At 70.0% G+C, this 17,573-nt stretch carries 12 protein-coding genes; 9 read left to right on the top strand and 3 right to left on the bottom strand.

Annotation, left to right across the window (positions count from 1 at the left end; genetic code table 11):
• Positions 1–10 precede the first annotated feature (10 nt).
• The 4 genes from LV75_RS01775 to LV75_RS01790 all read left to right on the top strand — a co-directional run bounded on the left by LV75_RS01775 (position 11) and on the right by LV75_RS01790 (position 3,540).
• On the top strand, positions 11–958 hold the full coding sequence (locus LV75_RS01775) for a pseudouridine-5'-phosphate glycosidase (RefSeq protein WP_253884786.1): 948 nt from the start codon (positions 11–13) through the stop codon (positions 956–958).
• A complete protein-coding gene (locus LV75_RS01780) occupies positions 958–1,920 on the top strand; it encodes a ribose-phosphate diphosphokinase (protein WP_253884787.1) in 963 nt (320 codons plus the stop codon). Before LV75_RS01775 ends, LV75_RS01780 begins: the two co-directional genes overlap by 1 nt.
• Positions 1,921–2,007: 87 nt before the next feature.
• Positions 2,008–2,757, top strand: a complete 750-nt coding sequence (locus LV75_RS01785; RefSeq protein WP_253884788.1) for an alpha/beta fold hydrolase — start codon at positions 2,008–2,010, stop codon at positions 2,755–2,757.
• A 57-nt stretch (positions 2,758–2,814) separates the two neighbouring features.
• Positions 2,815–3,540 (top strand): methyltransferase, encoded by a 726-nt coding sequence (locus LV75_RS01790; RefSeq protein ID WP_253884789.1) that lies wholly within the window; start codon positions 2,815–2,817, stop codon positions 3,538–3,540.
• 65 nt (positions 3,541–3,605) lie between these two features.
• Here the strand turns inward: LV75_RS01790 and LV75_RS01795 are convergent, their stop codons facing one another.
• Together LV75_RS01795 and LV75_RS01800 are read right to left on the bottom strand one after the other, a co-directional pair.
• Positions 3,606–3,971, bottom strand: a complete 366-nt coding sequence (locus LV75_RS01795; protein WP_253884790.1) for a hypothetical protein — start codon at positions 3,969–3,971, stop codon at positions 3,606–3,608.
• 196 nt (positions 3,972–4,167) lie between these two features.
• Complete coding sequence (locus LV75_RS01800; RefSeq protein ID WP_253884791.1) at positions 4,168–5,049, bottom strand: LysR family transcriptional regulator; 882 nt, start codon at positions 5,047–5,049, stop codon at positions 4,168–4,170.
• 251 nt (positions 5,050–5,300) lie between these two features.
• Between LV75_RS01800 and LV75_RS01805 the strand changes: the two genes are divergently transcribed.
• The 5 genes from LV75_RS01805 (at position 5,301) to LV75_RS01830 (ending at position 15,947) form a co-directional block, all read left to right on the top strand.
• On the top strand, positions 5,301–5,942 hold the full coding sequence (locus LV75_RS01805) for a mycothiol-dependent nitroreductase Rv2466c family protein (RefSeq protein WP_253884792.1): 642 nt from the start codon (positions 5,301–5,303) through the stop codon (positions 5,940–5,942).
• Positions 5,943–6,114: 172 nt separating this feature from the next.
• Positions 6,115–7,092 (top strand): EamA family transporter, encoded by a 978-nt coding sequence (locus tag LV75_RS01810; RefSeq protein WP_253884793.1) that lies wholly within the window; start codon positions 6,115–6,117, stop codon positions 7,090–7,092.
• Between the two features lie 79 nt (positions 7,093–7,171).
• Positions 7,172–8,389, top strand: a complete 1,218-nt coding sequence (locus tag LV75_RS01815) for an MFS transporter (protein WP_253884795.1) — start codon at positions 7,172–7,174, stop codon at positions 8,387–8,389.
• 401 nt (positions 8,390–8,790) lie between these two features.
• Complete coding sequence (locus LV75_RS34705; RefSeq protein WP_301318449.1) at positions 8,791–15,555, top strand: RHS repeat-associated core domain-containing protein; 6,765 nt, start codon at positions 8,791–8,793, stop codon at positions 15,553–15,555.
• Positions 15,552–15,947, top strand: a complete 396-nt coding sequence (locus LV75_RS01830; protein WP_253884796.1) for an Imm32 family immunity protein — start codon at positions 15,552–15,554, stop codon at positions 15,945–15,947. The genes LV75_RS34705 and LV75_RS01830 overlap by 4 nt, the downstream gene beginning before the upstream one ends.
• Before the next feature lie 126 nt (positions 15,948–16,073).
• On the opposite strand, the gene LV75_RS01835 is transcribed toward LV75_RS01830, so the two are convergent.
• Positions 16,074–17,543: a trypsin-like serine protease gene (locus tag LV75_RS01835; RefSeq protein WP_253884797.1), complete on the bottom strand. Its 1,470-nt coding sequence runs from the start codon at positions 17,541–17,543 to the stop codon at positions 16,074–16,076.
• Between the last annotated feature and the right edge of the window lie 30 nt (positions 17,544–17,573).

Genomic DNA, 17,573 nt, shown 5'->3' on the forward strand with positions numbered 1-17,573 from the left:
TGGGACGACCATGACCCCCCTTCTGCACGACGACATCCCGCTGGTCTTCCGGGCCGAGGTGGCCGACGCGATCAACGAGGGCCGCCCGGTGGTCGCCCTGGAGTCCAACGTCATCACGCACGGCCTGCCCTACCCCGACAACGCCGCGACCGCCCGCAAGGTCGAGGAGGCGGTGCGGGCGGGCGGCGCGGTGCCCGCCACCCTGGCCATCGAGGGCGGCGAGATCGTGGTCGGCATGACCGAGGCCGACATCGAGCGGTTCGCCTCGACCCCGGGCATCCCCAAGGTCAGCAGCCGCGATCTGCCGATCGTGCTGGCGCAGGGGCGGATGGGCGCGCTGACCGTGGCGTCCTGCCTGGTGGCCGCCGAGCTCGCGGGCATCCGGTTCTTCGCCTCGGCCGGGATCGGCGGGGTGCACCGGGGCGCGGAGCGGTCCATGGACATCTCCTCGGACCTGGTGCAGTTCACCCGGTCGCAGGTCGCGGTGGTGTGCGCGGGCGCCAAGAAGATCCTCGACCTCGGCCTGACCCTGGAGTACCTGGAGACCCAGTGCGTGCCGGTGGTGTCCTACCGGTCCGACGACTTCCCGGCGTTCTACTGCGTGTCGAGCGGTCTGCGCAGCCCGGTCCGGCTCGACGACGACGCGGTGATCGCCCGCGCGATCGAGAACCACTGGGGGCTGGGCAACAACAGCTCGTTCCTGATCACCACCCCGGTCCGGGAGGCGGAGGCGATCGACGGCGACGAGGTCGACGCCGCCATCGCCGAGGCGATCACCGCGGCCGAGCGCGACGGCATCCGCGGCCAAGCGGTCACGAAGTACCTCATGCGCGCGGTGGACGCGGCCACGGGTGGCCGCTCCGCCAAGGCGAACATGGCGGTGCTCATCAGCACCGCCGAGGTCGGCGGCAGGCTCGCCGCGGCGCACGCCCGCTACCGCAAGGAGGTGTGGGGCTGATGGTCGCCAAGAACCTGATGCTGTTCGCCGGGCGCAGCCACCCGGAACTGGCCGAGGAGGTCGCCAAGTACCTGGACGTACCGCTGACCCCGCAGTCGGTGTACGACTTCGCCAACGGCGAGATCTTCGTGCGGTTCGAGGAGTCGGTGCGCGGCTGCGACGCGTTCGTCATCCAGAGCCACTGCGCGCCGATCAACAAGTGGCTGGTGGAGCAGCTGATCATGGTGGACGCGCTGAAACGGGCCAGTGCCAAGCGGATCACCGTGATCATGCCGTTCTACGCGTACTCGCGGCAGGACAAGAAGCACCGCGGCCGGGAACCGATCTCGGCGCGGCTCATCGCCGACCTGTTCAAAACCGCCGGTGCGCACCGGATCATGACCGTCGACCTGCACACCGCGCAGATCCAGGGCTTCTTCGACGGCCCGGTCGACCACCTGTTCGCGCAGAACCTGTTGGCGTCCTACGTCAACGACAAGTACGGTGGCGCTGACATCACCGTGGTCTCCCCGGACTCCGGCCGCACGAAGCTGGCCGAGAAGTGGGCCGACCACCTGGGCGGTCGGCCGATCGCGTTCATCCACAAGTCCCGCGATCCGCTGCGGCCCAACGAGGTCGTCGCCAACCGGGTGGTCGGTGACGTCGAGGGGCGCACCTGCGTCGTGGTCGACGACATGGTCGACACCGGCGGCACCATCGCCAAAGCGGTGCGGCGGCTGCTCGAGCACGGCGCGCTGGACGTGGTCATCGCGGCCACGCACGGCGTGCTGTCCGCGCAGGCACCGACCGCGCTCGCCGAGTCCGGGGCGCGCGAGTTCATCGTCACCAACACGCTGCCGATCCCGGAGGAGAAGCGGTTCCCGCAGTTGACCGTGCTGTCCATCGCCCCGCTGCTGGCCAGGGCGATCCACGAGGTGTTCGAGGTCGGTTCGGTGACCAGTCTCTTCGATGGGCACGCGTGAAGACCGCTATCGCCAAGCTGTTCCCACTGTTTCCGGATTCAGGAAGGGTTTTCAGCCATGCCTTCGTTGTCTGTGGGTAGTGCCCGGGTGAGCTACTCGGTGGTGGGGTCCGGGCCGGTCCTGGTGTTGGTGCACGGCGTCGGCAAGGGTGGCCAGTCGGCGTTCGGGCACCTGGTGGATCAGTTCGCTGAGCGCAACACCGTGGTGATACCTGACTTGTCGGGTAGTGAGGCCGCTGTGGACGATGGCGCCGCGCTGACGATCGAGCAGTTGGCGGAGGAAGTGTCCGCCGTGATCGCGGATGTGACGTCGGATCCTGTTGACCTGGTTGGGTTCTCGCTGGGTGGTTCGGTTGTGGTCGCGACCGCGGGGTTGCATCCGGAGCAGGTGCGTCGGGTGGTTCCGGTGGGTGGTTTGGTTGAGACTGATTTGTATATGCGGAATTTGATTGGTTTGACGTTGAGTTTGTCGCATGATGCGGTGGCGTTTGGTCGGGTGTTGACGACGACGGCGTTTAGTCCGCGGTTTGTGAATGGGTTGTCTGGGTTGGCTGAGGTGGATGGGTTGGGGGCGGAGTTGTCTCCGTCGTCGGGTCGGCTTCGGCAGTTGGATTTGTTGGTTCGGGTGGATATTCGGGGTTTGGCGGAGAAGGTTCAGGCGGAGGCTCTTGTGGTGGGGTGTTCGCCGGATGCGGCGGTGCCGACGGAGCATTCGCGTGAGTTGGCGGCGACGATTCCTGGTGCGTCGTATGTGGAGATGGACAGTGGCCACATGGTGCTGTTCGAGAAGCCCGTGGAGTTCGTGGAGCTGGTCAACGACTTCATCCACAAGCCCTAGTTCGGAGAAAGCCAATTCCCGTTCGCGGGATCCGTTGATCGTGAGAGGAACAGCACCGTGGTTCTGAATGACCCGAAGAGCGGCACGACCGAGGCCTACCGCCCGCTGATGTCCGACGAGCGCGTCGAGCAACTGCGCGGGCTGCACGCCATGCTCACCGACTCCAGCGGCGGCCCCACCGAGGTGGAGACCCGCGAGTTCCTCGGCCTGACCCTGCAGGTCCCGCCGCAGGTGATGACCCCGTGCCCGGTGTCGCACCTGTTCGGCCAGGCGATCCTCGCCGAGGTCAAGGAGGGCGACCGCGTCCTGGAGATGGGCACCGGCAGCGGTGCGCACGGCATCCTCGCCGCGGGCAAGGCCGCCTCGGTCCTGGCCGTCGACATCAACCCGCACGCGGTCCTCACCGCCCGCGCCAACGCCGCCAGCAACGGCGTCGCCGACCTCGTCGAGACCCGCCAGAGCGACGTCTTCACCGCCGTCGACGGCCAGTACGACCTGATCATCTTCAACCCGCCGTTCCAGTGGTTCCCCGCCCGCGACGTCGTCGAGTCGGCGACCACCGACGAGAACTACGGCGCCCTGACCAGGTTCTTCCGCGAGGCCAAGCAGTACCTCGCCACCGACGGCCGCATGATGATCTTCTTCAGCACCGCGGGCGACGTCGAGTACCTGCGCAGGCTCATCGAGGCCGAGGGCTACGAGCGCGAGGTCGTCTTCAAGCACACCGGTGACTTCGCCGGGATGCCCGCGGACTTCTTCACCTTCCGCGTGACCCTCAAGTAGCACCCACCGCCGAAGGCCCCCGCCTCCGGGCGGGGGCCTTCGCGCACTCCACTCTGGACAAACGCTCAGCCCGCCCCCAACGCCCCCTTGTCCACCAACGCCCGCCGACATTGCACACACGTCACCGTCCCCAGCGGCTCAGCGTCCAGCCGGGCCTTCACCTTCCGCTTCCTCGACTTGTCGCACAGAGTCCAGTTCTCCCTGCGCGTCTTCGCGCCACGCCGGTGGACCGCGGCGGCGTGGCGCGACTCAGATGTGGGAGCGGTGATCGTCACCGGCACATACTTGACCACATCGTCCTGCTGGGAGGGAGTCGAGCTGGCCGGGTTGGTGTTCTGGACGAAGAGGACATAGCCATCCCGATCTATCCGCACGATCTCCCCCGGCGCGGGAAGCTCCCGGTGGACAAGCTCGATCCGCAAGTCAGACATCACGTGCCCCTCTCGGTAGCCCCTTCATCACGCGACATCGCTCCACTGTGGTCACGAGCTACACCTACGCCTCGGGATACACCAGAACGGGTGCACTTCAGCCCAAGACCTTGCGCGCGACCTCATCCACGTCCAGGTGCGGCGCCGTGCACGCCTCCGCTGGTCGCTTGCCGTCACCCGGTCGATCCGCTCCGGGCTACTGCTGCCCGAGGGGGATGTCGAGGATCGCGAGGAACGCGGTGGCCGCCGGTGTGCGGCTCACCCGGCTCCAGATGATGTACTCGACCCGCGCGGGGGCGTCGACGACCTCGATCGTGGTCACGCCGGTCAGCTGGGGTACGTACGCCGACGGCAGCATGGCCACCCCGAGGCCCTGCCCGACCAGCCCGGCGATGAGGTAGGCGCTGGTCACCTCGAACGCCACGTCCCGGGTGAGTCCCGCGGCGGCGAACGCCTGGTCGGACTGGGCGCGCCCGGCGGTCTTGGGCGGCAGGTCCACGAACATCTCCGAGGACAGCGTGCGCAGCGTGATCGCCCGCTCGTTGGCCAACCGGTGGTCCGGCGACACCACGGCGACCAACCGGTCGCGGGCGAGCTCGTGCGAGAACACCCCCTCCGGCCGCTGGGTGGTGGGCAGGCCGAGGAACGCCACGTCGATGCCGCCCTCCTTCACCTGCTCGACGAGCTCCTCGCTCGCCCCGACCCGCAGGCTGATGCGCACGGAGGGGTAGTCCTGGCGGAACTCGCCCAGCGCGCGCGGGATGTCGACCGCCGCGACGGTCGGGATCAGGCCGACCGCCAACCGGCCGCGGACCTCCCCGACGGCGGCGGCGACCTCGGCGGCGGCCCGGTCGGCGGCGTCGAGGCACTGGCGGGCCGCGGTGAGGAACGCCGCGCCAGCCGGGGTCAGCCGGACCCGGCGGCTGGTCCGCTCGAACAGCTTGGCCCCCAGCTCCCGCTCCAGCCGGGCGATCTGGTGGCTGAGCGCGGACTGCACCACCAGGCACCGCTCCGCGGCGCGGGTGAAGCTGCTCGTCTCGGCGACCGCGATGACGTAGCGCATCTGCTGGAGTTCCACCGATCCATCTTGCATCGAGATGGAAGGGGTGACAAACATGTGTTGGACTCATTGATCGCCTGGCGTGAGACTGCGAACGTGACAAGTCCGGCACGGACGGTTTCCGACGGAGCCCACACGGGAGGCTCCCGCGGGAAATCGCCCCACGCCACGGCGTTTCCCCCCTCCTGTGGCGTGGGGCGGCCCGCGCCCACGCTCGTCACCGGGCCAGGTGGCCCGCAGGGAAGTTCACTCGAGAGGACAGGCACACCATGAGCGACACGCCGCAGCCGGAGGCGACCACCACCGCCGATGTGTGGGTCGACCCCCGCTGCCCATGGGCGTGGATCACCTCCCGCTGGCTGCTGGAGGTCGAGCAGGTCCGCCCGGTGGCGGCCCGGTTCCACATCATGAGCCTCTCGGTGCTCAACGAGGGCCGCGAGGTCCCGGAGAAGTACCGCCAGGGCATGATCGACGGCTGGGGCCCGGTCCGGGTGTGCATCGCCGCCGAGCAGCAGCACGGCAACGACGCACTGCGGCTGCTCTACAACGCCATGGGCACCCGCATCCACAACCACAAGGAGGGCCTCGGCCGGGACATGATGCTCGGTGCCCTCGCCGACGCGGGGCTGCCCGCGGAGCTCATCGACGCCGCCGAGCAGACCGAGCTGGACGTGCCGCTGCGCGAGAGCCACCACGCGGGCATGGACCCGGTCGGCTCCGAGGTCGGCACCCCGGTCATCCACGTGCCCGGGCCCGACGGCGAGCTCATCGCGTTCTTCGGCCCGGTCCTGACCCCCGCGCCGCGCGGTGACGCCGCCGGTCGGCTGTGGGACGGCGTGCTCGCCCTCGCGGGCACCGACGGCTTCTTCGAGCTCAAGCGCACCCGCGACCGCGACCCGATCTTCGACTGACCGACGGCTCGCGAAACACCTGGGCGGTGCTCCTGCACGTGGGGTGTGTCGTCGATTTCGGCGACCCCCGAATCCGAAGTGACCACCGCCGAACCGAGGAATGGCTCACCGTGAACGCACATCTGTTGTCCGACACCGGTTCCCGGTCCCAGCGCGAGGAGGGCGGCGCGGTATGAGGAACGGCAGGCTGCTGCTCACCGCCGGGGTGACCGCGCTGGCCCCCGCGATCTGGGGCAGCACGTACCTGGTGACGACCGAGTTGCTGCCACCGGACCGGCCGCTGCTGGCGGCCACGGTGCGCGCGCTCCCGGCCGGGCTGATCCTGCTGGCCTTCGTCCGCACGATGCCGGTCGGGATCTGGATCTGGCGCTCGCTGGTGCTCGGCACGCTCAACATCGGCGCGTTCAACTTCCTGCTCTTCGTCGCCGCCTACCGGCTCCCCGGTGGTGTCGCGGCGATCATCATGACGGCGCAACCGATGCTGGTGCTGGTGCTGGCGGCGCTGGTCATCGGGGACAAGATCAGATTCGTGCACGTGCTGGCCTGTGTGCTCGGCGTCGCGGGCGTGATGCTGCTGGTGTTCAAGGCGGCGAACGCGCTCGACCCGGTCGGTGTCGCCGCCGCGGCGGCGGGTGCGGCGAGCATGGCCGCGGGCATCACGATGACGAAGAAGTGGGGCAAGCCCGCCGGTGTCGGGCTGCTCCCGTTCACCGGGTGGCAGTTGGTCGCCGGTGGCCTGGTGCTGCTGCCGTTCACCGTGACCCTGGAGGGTGTGCCGAGCAGCATTTCCTGGCCCAACGTCATCGGGTTCGTCTACCTCATGAGCTTCGGCGCGGTCATCAGCTACGCGATCTGGTTCCGCGGCATCGAGCGGCTGCCCGCGCTGGCGGTGTCGGTCCTGGCGCTGGGCAGCCCGATCGTGGCGACCCTGCTCGGGTTCGTGTTCCGCGACGAGACGCTGTCGGTCCTGCAGCTGGTCGGGGTCGTGGTGACCATCGGCGCCGCGCTGCTGGCCCAACCGAGGCCGCCCAAGGCGGCCAAGCCGGGTCCGGACGCCGACCCCGAGCCCGACGACGACCCGGGTCCGGACGAGGACACCGGTCAGGCGCGGTCGACTCAAACGTCCACAGTGGAAGGGAGACGTGCGTGAGCGGATCCAGATCCGTCCGCTGAGGACGTTCCCCACTCAACCGGTAGCTCTAGAACCCAATACAGTTAGCGAGAAACAGATGTCCACAGAGGAAGAAAGCCAGACCTCGACGTTCCGCGCATGGCTGGGTGTCGCCGCGATCACGGCCAGCTTGTTCGTCTTCCTCACCACCGAGCTGATGCCCATCGGCCTGCTCACCCCGTTGAGCACCAGCCTGGGCATCACCGTGGGTGTCGCCGGGCTGATGGTCACGCTGCAGGGCATCTCCGCCGGTCTCGGCGTGCCGTTCATCGTGGCCTGGACCAGGCGGATCAACCGGCGGGTCCTGCTGTCCACGCTGCTGGCCATCCTGGCCGTCGGCAACCTGATCACCTCCATCTCGCCCAACTACGCGCTGATCCTCACCACCCGGCTGGTCATGGGCTTCGCCAGCGGCGTGTTCTGGGCCATCGGCGTGAGCATGGCGATCCGCATCGTCCCCGACCGGCACGCCACCAAGGCCGCCGCGGTCGTGATGTCGGGCATCTCGATCGCCACGGTCGTCGGCATCCCGCTGGGCACCGTGCTGGAGAGCATGACCGACTGGCGCACCACGTTCCTCATCTGGGCCGGGCTGAGCGTGGTCGTCTTCCTCGCCGTCACCATCACCGTCCCGTCGCTGCCCTCGGCGAACGCGGTCTCGGTCCGGGAGGTCTTCTCCCTGCCGTTCAAGAACATCCCGCTGCGCCTGGTGCTGTTCACCGTGGTGCTGTTCGTGCTCGGCCACTTCGGCGCTTACACCTTCGTGCGCCCGTTCCTCGAGCAGAGCGCCGGGGCGACACCGATCTTCATCACCGTCGTGCTGATCATCTTCGGTGTCGGCGGCGCGGTCGGCAACTTCATCGCGGGCTACACGGTCAACAAGAGCATGCGCGGCAGCTTCATCGTCGGCGCCATCGGCCTGGTCGTCTCGCTGTTGCTCCTGCTCACCCTGGGCAGCGGTGTCGCGGGCGTCATCATCGCCCTGGTCCTGTGGGGCGTCTCCTTCGGCGTCGTGCAGCTCTCCCAGGTCAACATGACCCTCGCCGCGGCCCCCGACAAGTTCGAGGCGGCGATGTCGCTGAACACCATGGCCTACAACACCTCCATCGCCCTGGGCGCCCTCTTCGGCGGCCTCTTCGCCGACAACCTGGGCGTCACCAGCGTCGTCTGGTTCGGCGTCGCCCTGACCGCGGCCTCACTCCTGCTCACCCTCGTCACCGGCAGGCGGTCCACCACCCCCGCCACCGCCACCGACGAACTGGCGACCAGCAGCTGAGTCCCACCCGATCCCGAGTCCGGGATCGCGGGACACACCCCACCCGGTGTCCGTCCCCCCGCCGATGAGGTGCGCGCTGTCCGGCGCGCACCTCATCGGCGTTTTCGTCTCCGGTGCCGACCCAACCCCCGCACCCGCCATTCGGCATTCCCGGTGAATCATTCCCGTAGGGCGCACGGCTAAAGCCCTGAATCGGTGTTCGCGGCCAACCGGCAGAAAGAACCCCCTCGGGTTGCGCCTGGTGGGTGACCACGCCCTCCGCCTTTCGGGCCAGTGACCGGCGTGTCGCGGCGGTTCGGCCGTGTGTCGGGTTGTTCGGGGTTCCTGCCGCTCTGCCCGTCTGGTTGAGTTCCGATTCGTTTGGGGCTTTCTGGGGTTTTCGGCACACTGGGGTGGGTTTCATGGCCGATGGGTCGTTGCGCAGCCATGCCGTTTTTCGGCGGGTTCGGTTGTTCGTGTTCGGTCTGGTGTTCGTGGTCCTGTTCTCGGGGGTCGCGGCGCTCGAACCGCCCCCTTCGGCGGCGACGCCGTCGCGGTTGCCCAAACCCCGTGCGGAGAAGGTGATCCCGCACAGCGACGTCGCGCTGAGCGGGCGGGTGCCCCCGGCTGTGGACCAACCGGCCGCGCGGGCCGCGACGACGTGGCCCGCGGCCGGATCCGCCGAGGTCGTGCTGGGTGGCGACAAGCCAGCCGCGACGGGGGAGCCCGCCAACTCGGCTGAGCGCGGTGCGCGGGTTCCGGTGGCGCGCCAGGCGGGTTCGCTGCCGGTGCGGATCGCCGCACCCGCGATCGGGCGGACGCCCACGGCGCGGGTCGAGCTGGCCCAGCGGTCCGTGGTCGAGCGCGCGGGCGTGTCCGGTGTGCTGCTGGCCGTCCGACCGACCTCGGGTCCGATCGACTCGGCCACCATCACCGTGGACTACTCGTCGTTCCGCCACGCGGGCGGCGCCGACCTGGGCAGCCGCCTGCGGTTGGTGCGGTTGCCCGAGTGCGTCCTGAGCACCCCGCACGTGCCCGCCTGCCAGGTCCAGACGCCGGTGGAATCCCGCAACGACGGCGTGGCCCAGTCCGTGTCGGCCACCGTCGCGGTCAAGACCGCGACGGTCCTCGCCGCCACCGCGGGCTCCTCGGGCCCCGGCGGGGCGTTCACCGCCAGCTCCCTCGGCCCGTCCGGCAGTTGGGGCGTGACCGGTGCGACCGGCGCGTTCACCTGGTCGTACCCGATCACCCTGCCGCCCACCGCGAGCGGCACCAGCGCGATGCCCGAGGTCGCCCTGTCCTACAACTCGGCCGGTGTGGACGGTCGCACCGCCGCGACCAACAACCAGGGGTCGTGGGTCGGCCAGGGGTGGGACTACGCGCCGGGCCACATCGAGCGCACCTACCGCTCCTGCTCGGACGACACGACCCTGCCGCAGGCGCAGCAGACCGGGGACCTGTGCTGGGCCGGGCACATCGTCACGATGAGCCTGGGCGGCAGGGCGACCGCGCTGATCCGCAACGACGCCGACGGCACCTGGCGCCCGGCCTCCGACGACGGTGCCCGGGTCGAGCTGGTCTCCGGTGGCACGCCCGCGGGCGACCACTGGCGGGTGACCACAAGGGACGGTGTGAAGTACCACTTCGGCCGCAACGAGGGCCCTGGTCGGACCAGCCAGGACACCACCGGTTCCAGGTGGACGGTCCCGGTCTACGGGCCGCGCAGTGGTGACCCCTGCTACAACGCCGCCGGGTTCGCGCAGTCCAAGTGTGACCAGGTGTGGCGGTGGAACCTCGACTACGTCGAAGACCCGCACGGCAACGCTTCGCTGTACTACTACACGCCGGAAACCAACTTCTACGGCGCCAACACCGGAACCACCGGCGTCCAGTACACCCGCGGCGGCACCCTCAAGCGCATCGACTACGGCCTGCGCCTCACCTCGGGCTCGGTCTACGGCTCCACCCCCGCCCAGGTCGTCTTCGACGTGGCCGAGCGCTGCACCCCCGCGGGTGCGATCACCTGCGCCCCGGCCCAGTTCACCGCCGCCAACGCCGCGTCCTGGCCGGACACACCCCAGGACCAGCAGTGCCTCTCCAGCGCGACCTGCAACAACCACTCACCCAGCTTCTGGTCGACGAAGCGGCTGACGACCATCACCACCAAGTACGACACCGGTTCCGGTCCGGTCAAGGTCGACTCCTACGCCCTGACCCAGTCCTTCCCCACCCTGACCGACCCGAGCCTGCGGTTGGACCAGATCGTCCGCACCGCTTGGGAGTCCGGCACCACCGGGACCGCGCTGCCCGCGGTCACCTTCACCAGCCAGGTGTTCGACAACCGGGTCAGCGGCTACAACAACCAGCCCGCCATGGGCCACTGGCGGCTCACCAACGTGGCGACCGAGACCGGCGGCCAGGTGTCGGTGACGTACTCGCCGACCGAGTGCACCTCGACCACCGTGCCGACCGACCTGCCCAACAACACCAAGCGCTGCTACCCGGTCTACTGGCGCCTGCCGCTGAACCAGAACCCGACGCTGGACTTCTTCCACGTCTACCCGGTCACCCAGGTCCAGGTGCAGGACGGCAACGGGATCTCCCCGACGCAGCAGACCGGCTACACCTATCTCGGCACCCCCGCTTGGCACCACGACGACAACGAGGTCGTCAAACCCGCGAACCGCACCTACGGCCAGTTCCGCGGCTACGGCCAGGTCGAGACCCGCACCGGCGCGGGCACCGACCAGCGGACGCTGTCGAAGACCACCTACTTCCGCGGCATGCACGGCGACACCCTGCCCGGCAACCAGCAGCGCACCGCCACCGTCACCAACTCCCTGGGTGAGGTCCGCAACGACGACAACGTGCTGGCGGGCAGCGCCCACGAGGTCCAGACCTACCTCGGGGCGGGCGGCGCGCAGTTGCGCACCTCGATCACCGAGACCACCGACCTCGCCACCACCGCGACCCGGGCCCGCACCGGGTTGCCCGCGGCCACCGCGCGCATCGTCGCCCCCACCCGCACCCGCGAGATCACCACCCTCGCCGCGGGCGGCGTGCGGACCAGTTCGGCCACGCACCGCTACGACGCCACCGGCCGCAAGGTCTCCACCACCGAGTCCGCCGACGGCGTCACCGACACCTGCGCCACTACCACCTACGCCGACAACACGACCTCGTGGATCCGCGACCGGCCCGCCGAGGTCTGGCAGTCCACCGCCGCCTGCCCGACCTCCGGCCCGGCGACGCCGCCCAGCCCGGTCGTCGGCGCGAAGCGCACCTACTACGACGCGGCCACCACCCTCGGCGCCGTTCCCGGGGTCGGCAACCCGACCCGGACGGACTCGGCGACCGCGAACACCGGTGGCACGCTGACCTTCCAGACCACCGAGTCGGCGACCTACGACGCCTCCGGCCGCATCCTGTCCAAAAAGGACGCGCTCAACCAGCAGACCACGACCGCCTACACCCCCGCCCTCGGCGGCATCGTCGCCGACGTCACCACCACCAACGCCAAGGGGCAGGTGTCGTCGGTGGCGCTGGAGCCCGCCCGGGGCGCGGTCGTCAAGGGCGTGGAGATCGGTGGCCGGATCACCGAGGCGACCTACGACAGCTTCGGCCGGTTGACCGCGCTCTGGAAGCCCGGCCGCTCCAAGACCGCCGGTGACCTGCCCAACGCCAAGCACAGCTACCTGGTGCGCAACAACGGCCCGCTGGCCGTGACCACGCAGAGCCTGGTCGACTACGGCACCGGCACCAACTACGTCACCTCGATCACGCTGCACGACGCCCTCGGCAAGCCGCGGCAGACCCAGGCCGACGACGTCAGCGACCCCGCGGGCGTCAGCAACCGCGTGGTTGGCGAGATCTTCTACGACTCCCACGGCTGGGTCATCGGCTCGCACAACCGCTACGTCACCACCGGCGTGCCCGCGACGACCCTGATCACCGTCCCCGACGCCTCCGTCGACGACCGGACGACCACCGCGTTCGACGGGGCCGGGCGCACCGTGCAGAGCGTGTCGCACCAGGGCCCCACCGCGAAGGCCACGGCGACGACCGTGCACGGCGGCGACCGCGTCACCACCCTCCCGCCCCCGGGCGGGGTCGCCAAGACCACGGTGGTCGACCCGCGCGGGCGCACCACCGAGGTCCGCGAGTACAGCGCGCCGCCGACGGTCAGCGGCAACGTCGTCACCGGCGGCACCTACCGCGCCAGCACCTACGAGTACAACTCGGTGGACCAGTTGACCCGCACCGTCGACGCGGCGGGCAACGACTGGGAGTACCAGTACGACTTCCTGGGCAGGCAGACCGGCCTGACCGACCCGGACGCGGGCCAGACCACCCGCGGCTACGACCTGCTCGGCCAGTTGACCTCGGTCACCGACGGCCGCGGCCAGGTGCTCAGCTACGACTACGACGCGATCGGTCGCCGGACCGCCGAGTACGACGGGGTCGGCGCGGGGCGGACCACCCTGGCGACCTGGACCTACGACACCGCGACCGGTGGCCTCGGCAAGCTCGCCTCGACCACGCGCGTGACCGCCAACGGCAACTACCAGGTCGGCGTCAGCGGGTACAACGCGCAGGGCCTGCCGGTCAACAACGTCATCGGCGTGCCCGCCTACGAGACCGGGCTCAACGGCTTCTACACGACCACCTACTCCTACACCACGACCGGCCAGCTCTCCGGGGCCGCGCTGCCGACCAAGGGCGGTCTGCCGGGTGAGGCGCTCACCTACGTGGTCAACAAGTACGGCAACCGGTCCGAGACCCGCAGCAACGTGTGGGACTACGTCTCCGGCAGCACGCACAACGCCGCCGGGGAGGCGACCCAGTACCGGCTCAGCTCGGGCAACAACGCGGGCACGCTCGACTTCGAGCGCGACGCGCGCACGCACGCGGTCACCGGGACGGCCCTGTCGGTGCAGGCGGCGACCCCGCTGGTCGACGACCTGCGCTACACCTTCGACCCGGCGGGCAACCTCACCAAGATCGTCAACGCCCGACCGGGCGGCACCCGCACCCAGTGCTTCGGCTACGACCCGCTCAACCGGCTGAACGAGGCGTGGACCGCCACCGACAACTGCGCGGGCCAGCCGAGCACGGCACCCGGCGCGACGACCGTCGGCGGGCCCACCCCGTACTGGACGTCGTGGACGCACAACACCATCGGGCTGCGCACCGGTGAGACCAAGCACGGCATCGGCGCCGCCAACACCACCACGTCCTACACCTACCCCGCCGCGGGCGCGGCCCGCCCGCACAGCCTGACCTCGACGGCGACCACCGGCCCCGCGGGGACCAGCGGGAATACCTACGCCTACGACAACGGCGGCAACACCACCACCCGCGACATCAACGGCGCCGTCCACACGCTGACCTGGGACAAGAACAACCGCCTCGGCCAGGTCCAGTCGCCCGCGGGCGACACCCGGTATGTCTACGACGCCGACGGCAAGCAGTTGGTGCGCCGCGAACCCGGCAAGGTGGTCCTCTACCTGCCCGCTCAGGAGTTCGCCCGCGACACCGCCACCGGCACGGTCACCGGGACCCGCTACTACGAGCACAACGGCACCGTCGTCGCCCGCCGGGTCGGCTCCGCCAACCCCGAGTACCTGCAGTCCGACCACCACGGCACCGCCCAGGTCTCGGTGTCGGGCGTCGGGTTCGCGCTCACCCGCCGCGAGTTCGACCCCTACGGCAACCCGCTGGGCACCGGCGTCGGGACCTGGGCGGACAACCACGGGTTCCTCGACAAGCCCACCAACCCCGCGACCGGGCTGACCGACGTCGGCGCCCGCCAGTACGACTCGACCACCGGCCGCTTCCTCACGGTCGACCCGCTGCTCGGCCTGGACGACCCGCGCACCTGGACCGGGTACGCCTACGCCGCGGGCAACCCCACCACCTTCACCGACCCCAGCGGCCTCTACCAGGAGTGCGGCCCGGCCTGCTTCTACGAGGGCCCCGGCTGGGACACCGACCCGGTCAAGTACCAGAAGATCAACGACGACCGCAGGTCCCGCGCCGAGGGGTCGGTCCGCAAGTACCCGAACCAGACCGTCGTCATCAAGTCCCCGCACGGCAACTACATCAACGGCCGCAAGATCCCCAGCGGGGGACCGGACCTGTTCGCCCTCGGCCAGCGCTTCGACGACAAGACCGTGGAGTTCGCCAAGAAGGACTCCAGCGCCTGGCTGTACTTCGACGGCATCTGGACCGAGCGCGACGTCCACGAGCTGCTGGTCGCGATCTGCGGCCCGGACGAGGACTTCTGCGGCAGCGGGTTCCTCATCGACGCCCTCGCCCCGCGCCGCGCCGAACTCCCGTTCAGCGGCAACGACCGCGGCTGGAGCGTGAAACCGGGCGCCGGGGGCAAGCACCGGACCAAGTTCGACCTCGACGACCACACCGCCGACCAGTTCACCCAGCTCCCGTCCTGCAACAGCTTCGTCGCGGGCACCCCGGTGCTGCTCGCCGACGGCAGCACCAAGCCGATCGAAGAGGTGCGCGTCGGCGACGTCGTCGCCAACTCCGCGCCCGGCGGCGACGGGCTCGAGGCGCACCCGGTCACCGACCTGCACGTCACCGACAAGGACACCACCTACGTCACCCTGACCGTCGCCAACGAGACCGGGGTCGGGCAGGTCGTCGTCACCGACCACCACCTGTTCTTCGACACCGACAGCCGGGTGTGGACCAGGGCGGACGAGCTGGCGGCGGGCAGCAGGTTGCGCACCCCGCGCGGCACCGCGGTCGTCGCCGGGGCGCGCGTGCACACCATGACCACGCGCACCTACGACCTCACGGTCGAGGCGGTGCACACGTACTACGTGCTCGCGGGCGCCGCGGCGGTGCTGGTGCACAACTGCCGCACGATCACCATGGACGAGGCGCTCGACCTCGCGGCCGACCACGTCGGCGACAACCCGAGCGTCGTGCGCTCCGGCAGCGGGGCCGTGCAGTTCATGAAGTCCTACACTGACGACCGCGGCCGGGTGATCACCCGCATCGCCCGCTTCGACGTCAACCCCAACAGCCCGCACGTGCGCGACCTCGGGCCGCACCTCAACCTGGAGATCCAGGTCAACCGCAAACCGATCGCCAAGACCGAGTACGCCGACCCGCACTACCCGATCGCCGCCTCGACGATCCGACAAGGGGACTGGTGGGAATGACCGAGCGCTCGGGTGTCCGGGTCCGCGAACACGTGGCGATGCCGTTCCTGGAGATCTCGGGCACCCGGGCCGCCCTCGGGTCGCTCGGCGCGCACCTGCGCGCCGAGCGCGGCACCCTGGACCTGACCCGGGACGAGGACCCGACCCCGTACGACCACGCGCTCGCCCAGCTGGAGCACGCCCGCACGGAGGACCTCCTCCTGGTGACCGTGTCCCCGGACCACCGGGCGCTGCGGGTCACCGGCTCCCGGCCCGCGCTCGACTTCCTGGCCGACGAGCTCGTGGAGTTCGCCCGCGACGCCACCGACGACTACACGGTGCAGTTCGAGCACCTGCCCGACGACCCCTACATCCACCCCGGCACGATCCCCTTCCTGATCCGCTTCCGCTGAGCCGGCGGGAGCGGCGACCAGGTGGTCTGCGAACAGCCGTGGAGCCCGTGATCGGCGAGGCGATCACGGGCTCCACGGGTATTTCAGTGGGCAGCGGTCCCATCCTCGTGGACCGCCGGTCCGGGGTTAGCGGACCGTCAGGGTGATTTCAGCGGTGCCGGTCTTGCCGGTGCTGTCCGTCGCGGTGATGGTCACCTTGTAGGTGCCGCGCTGGTAGGGGCCCGCGACCGTCAGCCGCGAGGTGCCGCCGGGCTTGGTGATGGTCGGCGGCGAGAACGACGGGCCGGAGAGGCCGCCGGTGCCGGTGAGCTTGACCGTGCCGGTGCCGCCGGTGACCGAGACCGTCGCGTTGGCGTAGCCGCCGGGGCCGACGGTGGCGGTGTTGGGGGAGACGGTCACCTTGAGGCCGGTGGTGTTCCCGCCGTCACCGACGGTGAGGGTGTACTCGGCGGTCTTGGAACCGGAGGTGCCCTTGGCGGTGACGGTGACCTTGTAGGTGCCCGACGGGGTGGTCGCGGCGGTCTCCAGGGTCAGCTTGGCCACGCCGCCGGAGGTGACCGACGTGGGCTGGAAGGTCGCCGTCGCCCCGGCGGGCATGCCGGACGCGCTCAGGTCCAGCTTCTCCGCGCCCTGGTCACCCGCCTTGGTGGTGACGCTGGTGGAGACGTACTTGCCCGCGTCGACCTTGCCGGTGCTCGGCGACAGCGCGACCGAGAAGGTGCCGTCGGTGGGCGGGGTGCCGCCACCGATCTCGCCCTTGGCCCAGTCGCCCATCGCGTTGGTCAGCCGCCCGAAGATGCTGTACCGGTCGCAGTTGGTGGCGCCCCACGAGGAGACGCCGATGATCACGCCGTCCACGATGAGCGGACCGCCGCTGTCACCGGAGCAGTTCGCCGTGCGGCCGTCGTTGTAGCCGCTGCACACCATCAGGTCGCCGTTGACCTTGATGTCGAACACGTTGCAGGTCGACGGGTCGTTGACCGGCAGCGTGGTCTTGCGCAGCTCACCGGAGCCGCCACCGGAGGAGGTCTTGCCGTACCCCAGCGACAGGGCGGACTTGCCGGGCGCGCTGAGCGCCGCGTCGCCCGACCCGGCCACCTTGGCCCACTGGGCCTCCGGCACCGGCAGGTCGTCGGCGGTGGTGACCACCGCGACGTCGTAGCCGGTCCGCCAGCCGCCGTTGCCGGAGTAGTTCGGGTGCGTCTTGAACGAGACCACCTTGGTGCGGAAGGTCTCGTCGCCCGGGGAGTTCAGGTCGTCGTCACCGTAGATGTAGCTCTTGTCACCGACCGCGTCGATCATGCAGTGCGCGGCGGTGATGATCTTGCGCTTGGCCACCACGGACGCGGTGCAGGACTGCCCCTGCGGGCCGCCGCCGCCCACGCGCATGCCCGCGATGATGAACGGGTGCTCCTTGACGGTGGTCTTGGTCCCGTTGACGATCTGGGCACTGGCGTCGGGCCCGCGCAGGTCGGCGGTCGGGTTCGCCGCGATGCTGATCCGCTCGGGCTGCGCGGCGCCCGCGCTGGTGGTGATCGCCACGGTCACCGAGGCGAGCGCCAGGGTCACCGCCGCGGCGAGGTGTCGTTTCCTCATCGTTCTCCTTCAATGGCAGGGATTGCCGGA

It is taken from the genome of Actinokineospora diospyrosa (assembly GCF_024171925.1).
Taxonomy (GTDB): domain Bacteria; phylum Actinomycetota; class Actinomycetes; order Mycobacteriales; family Pseudonocardiaceae; genus Actinokineospora; species Actinokineospora diospyrosa.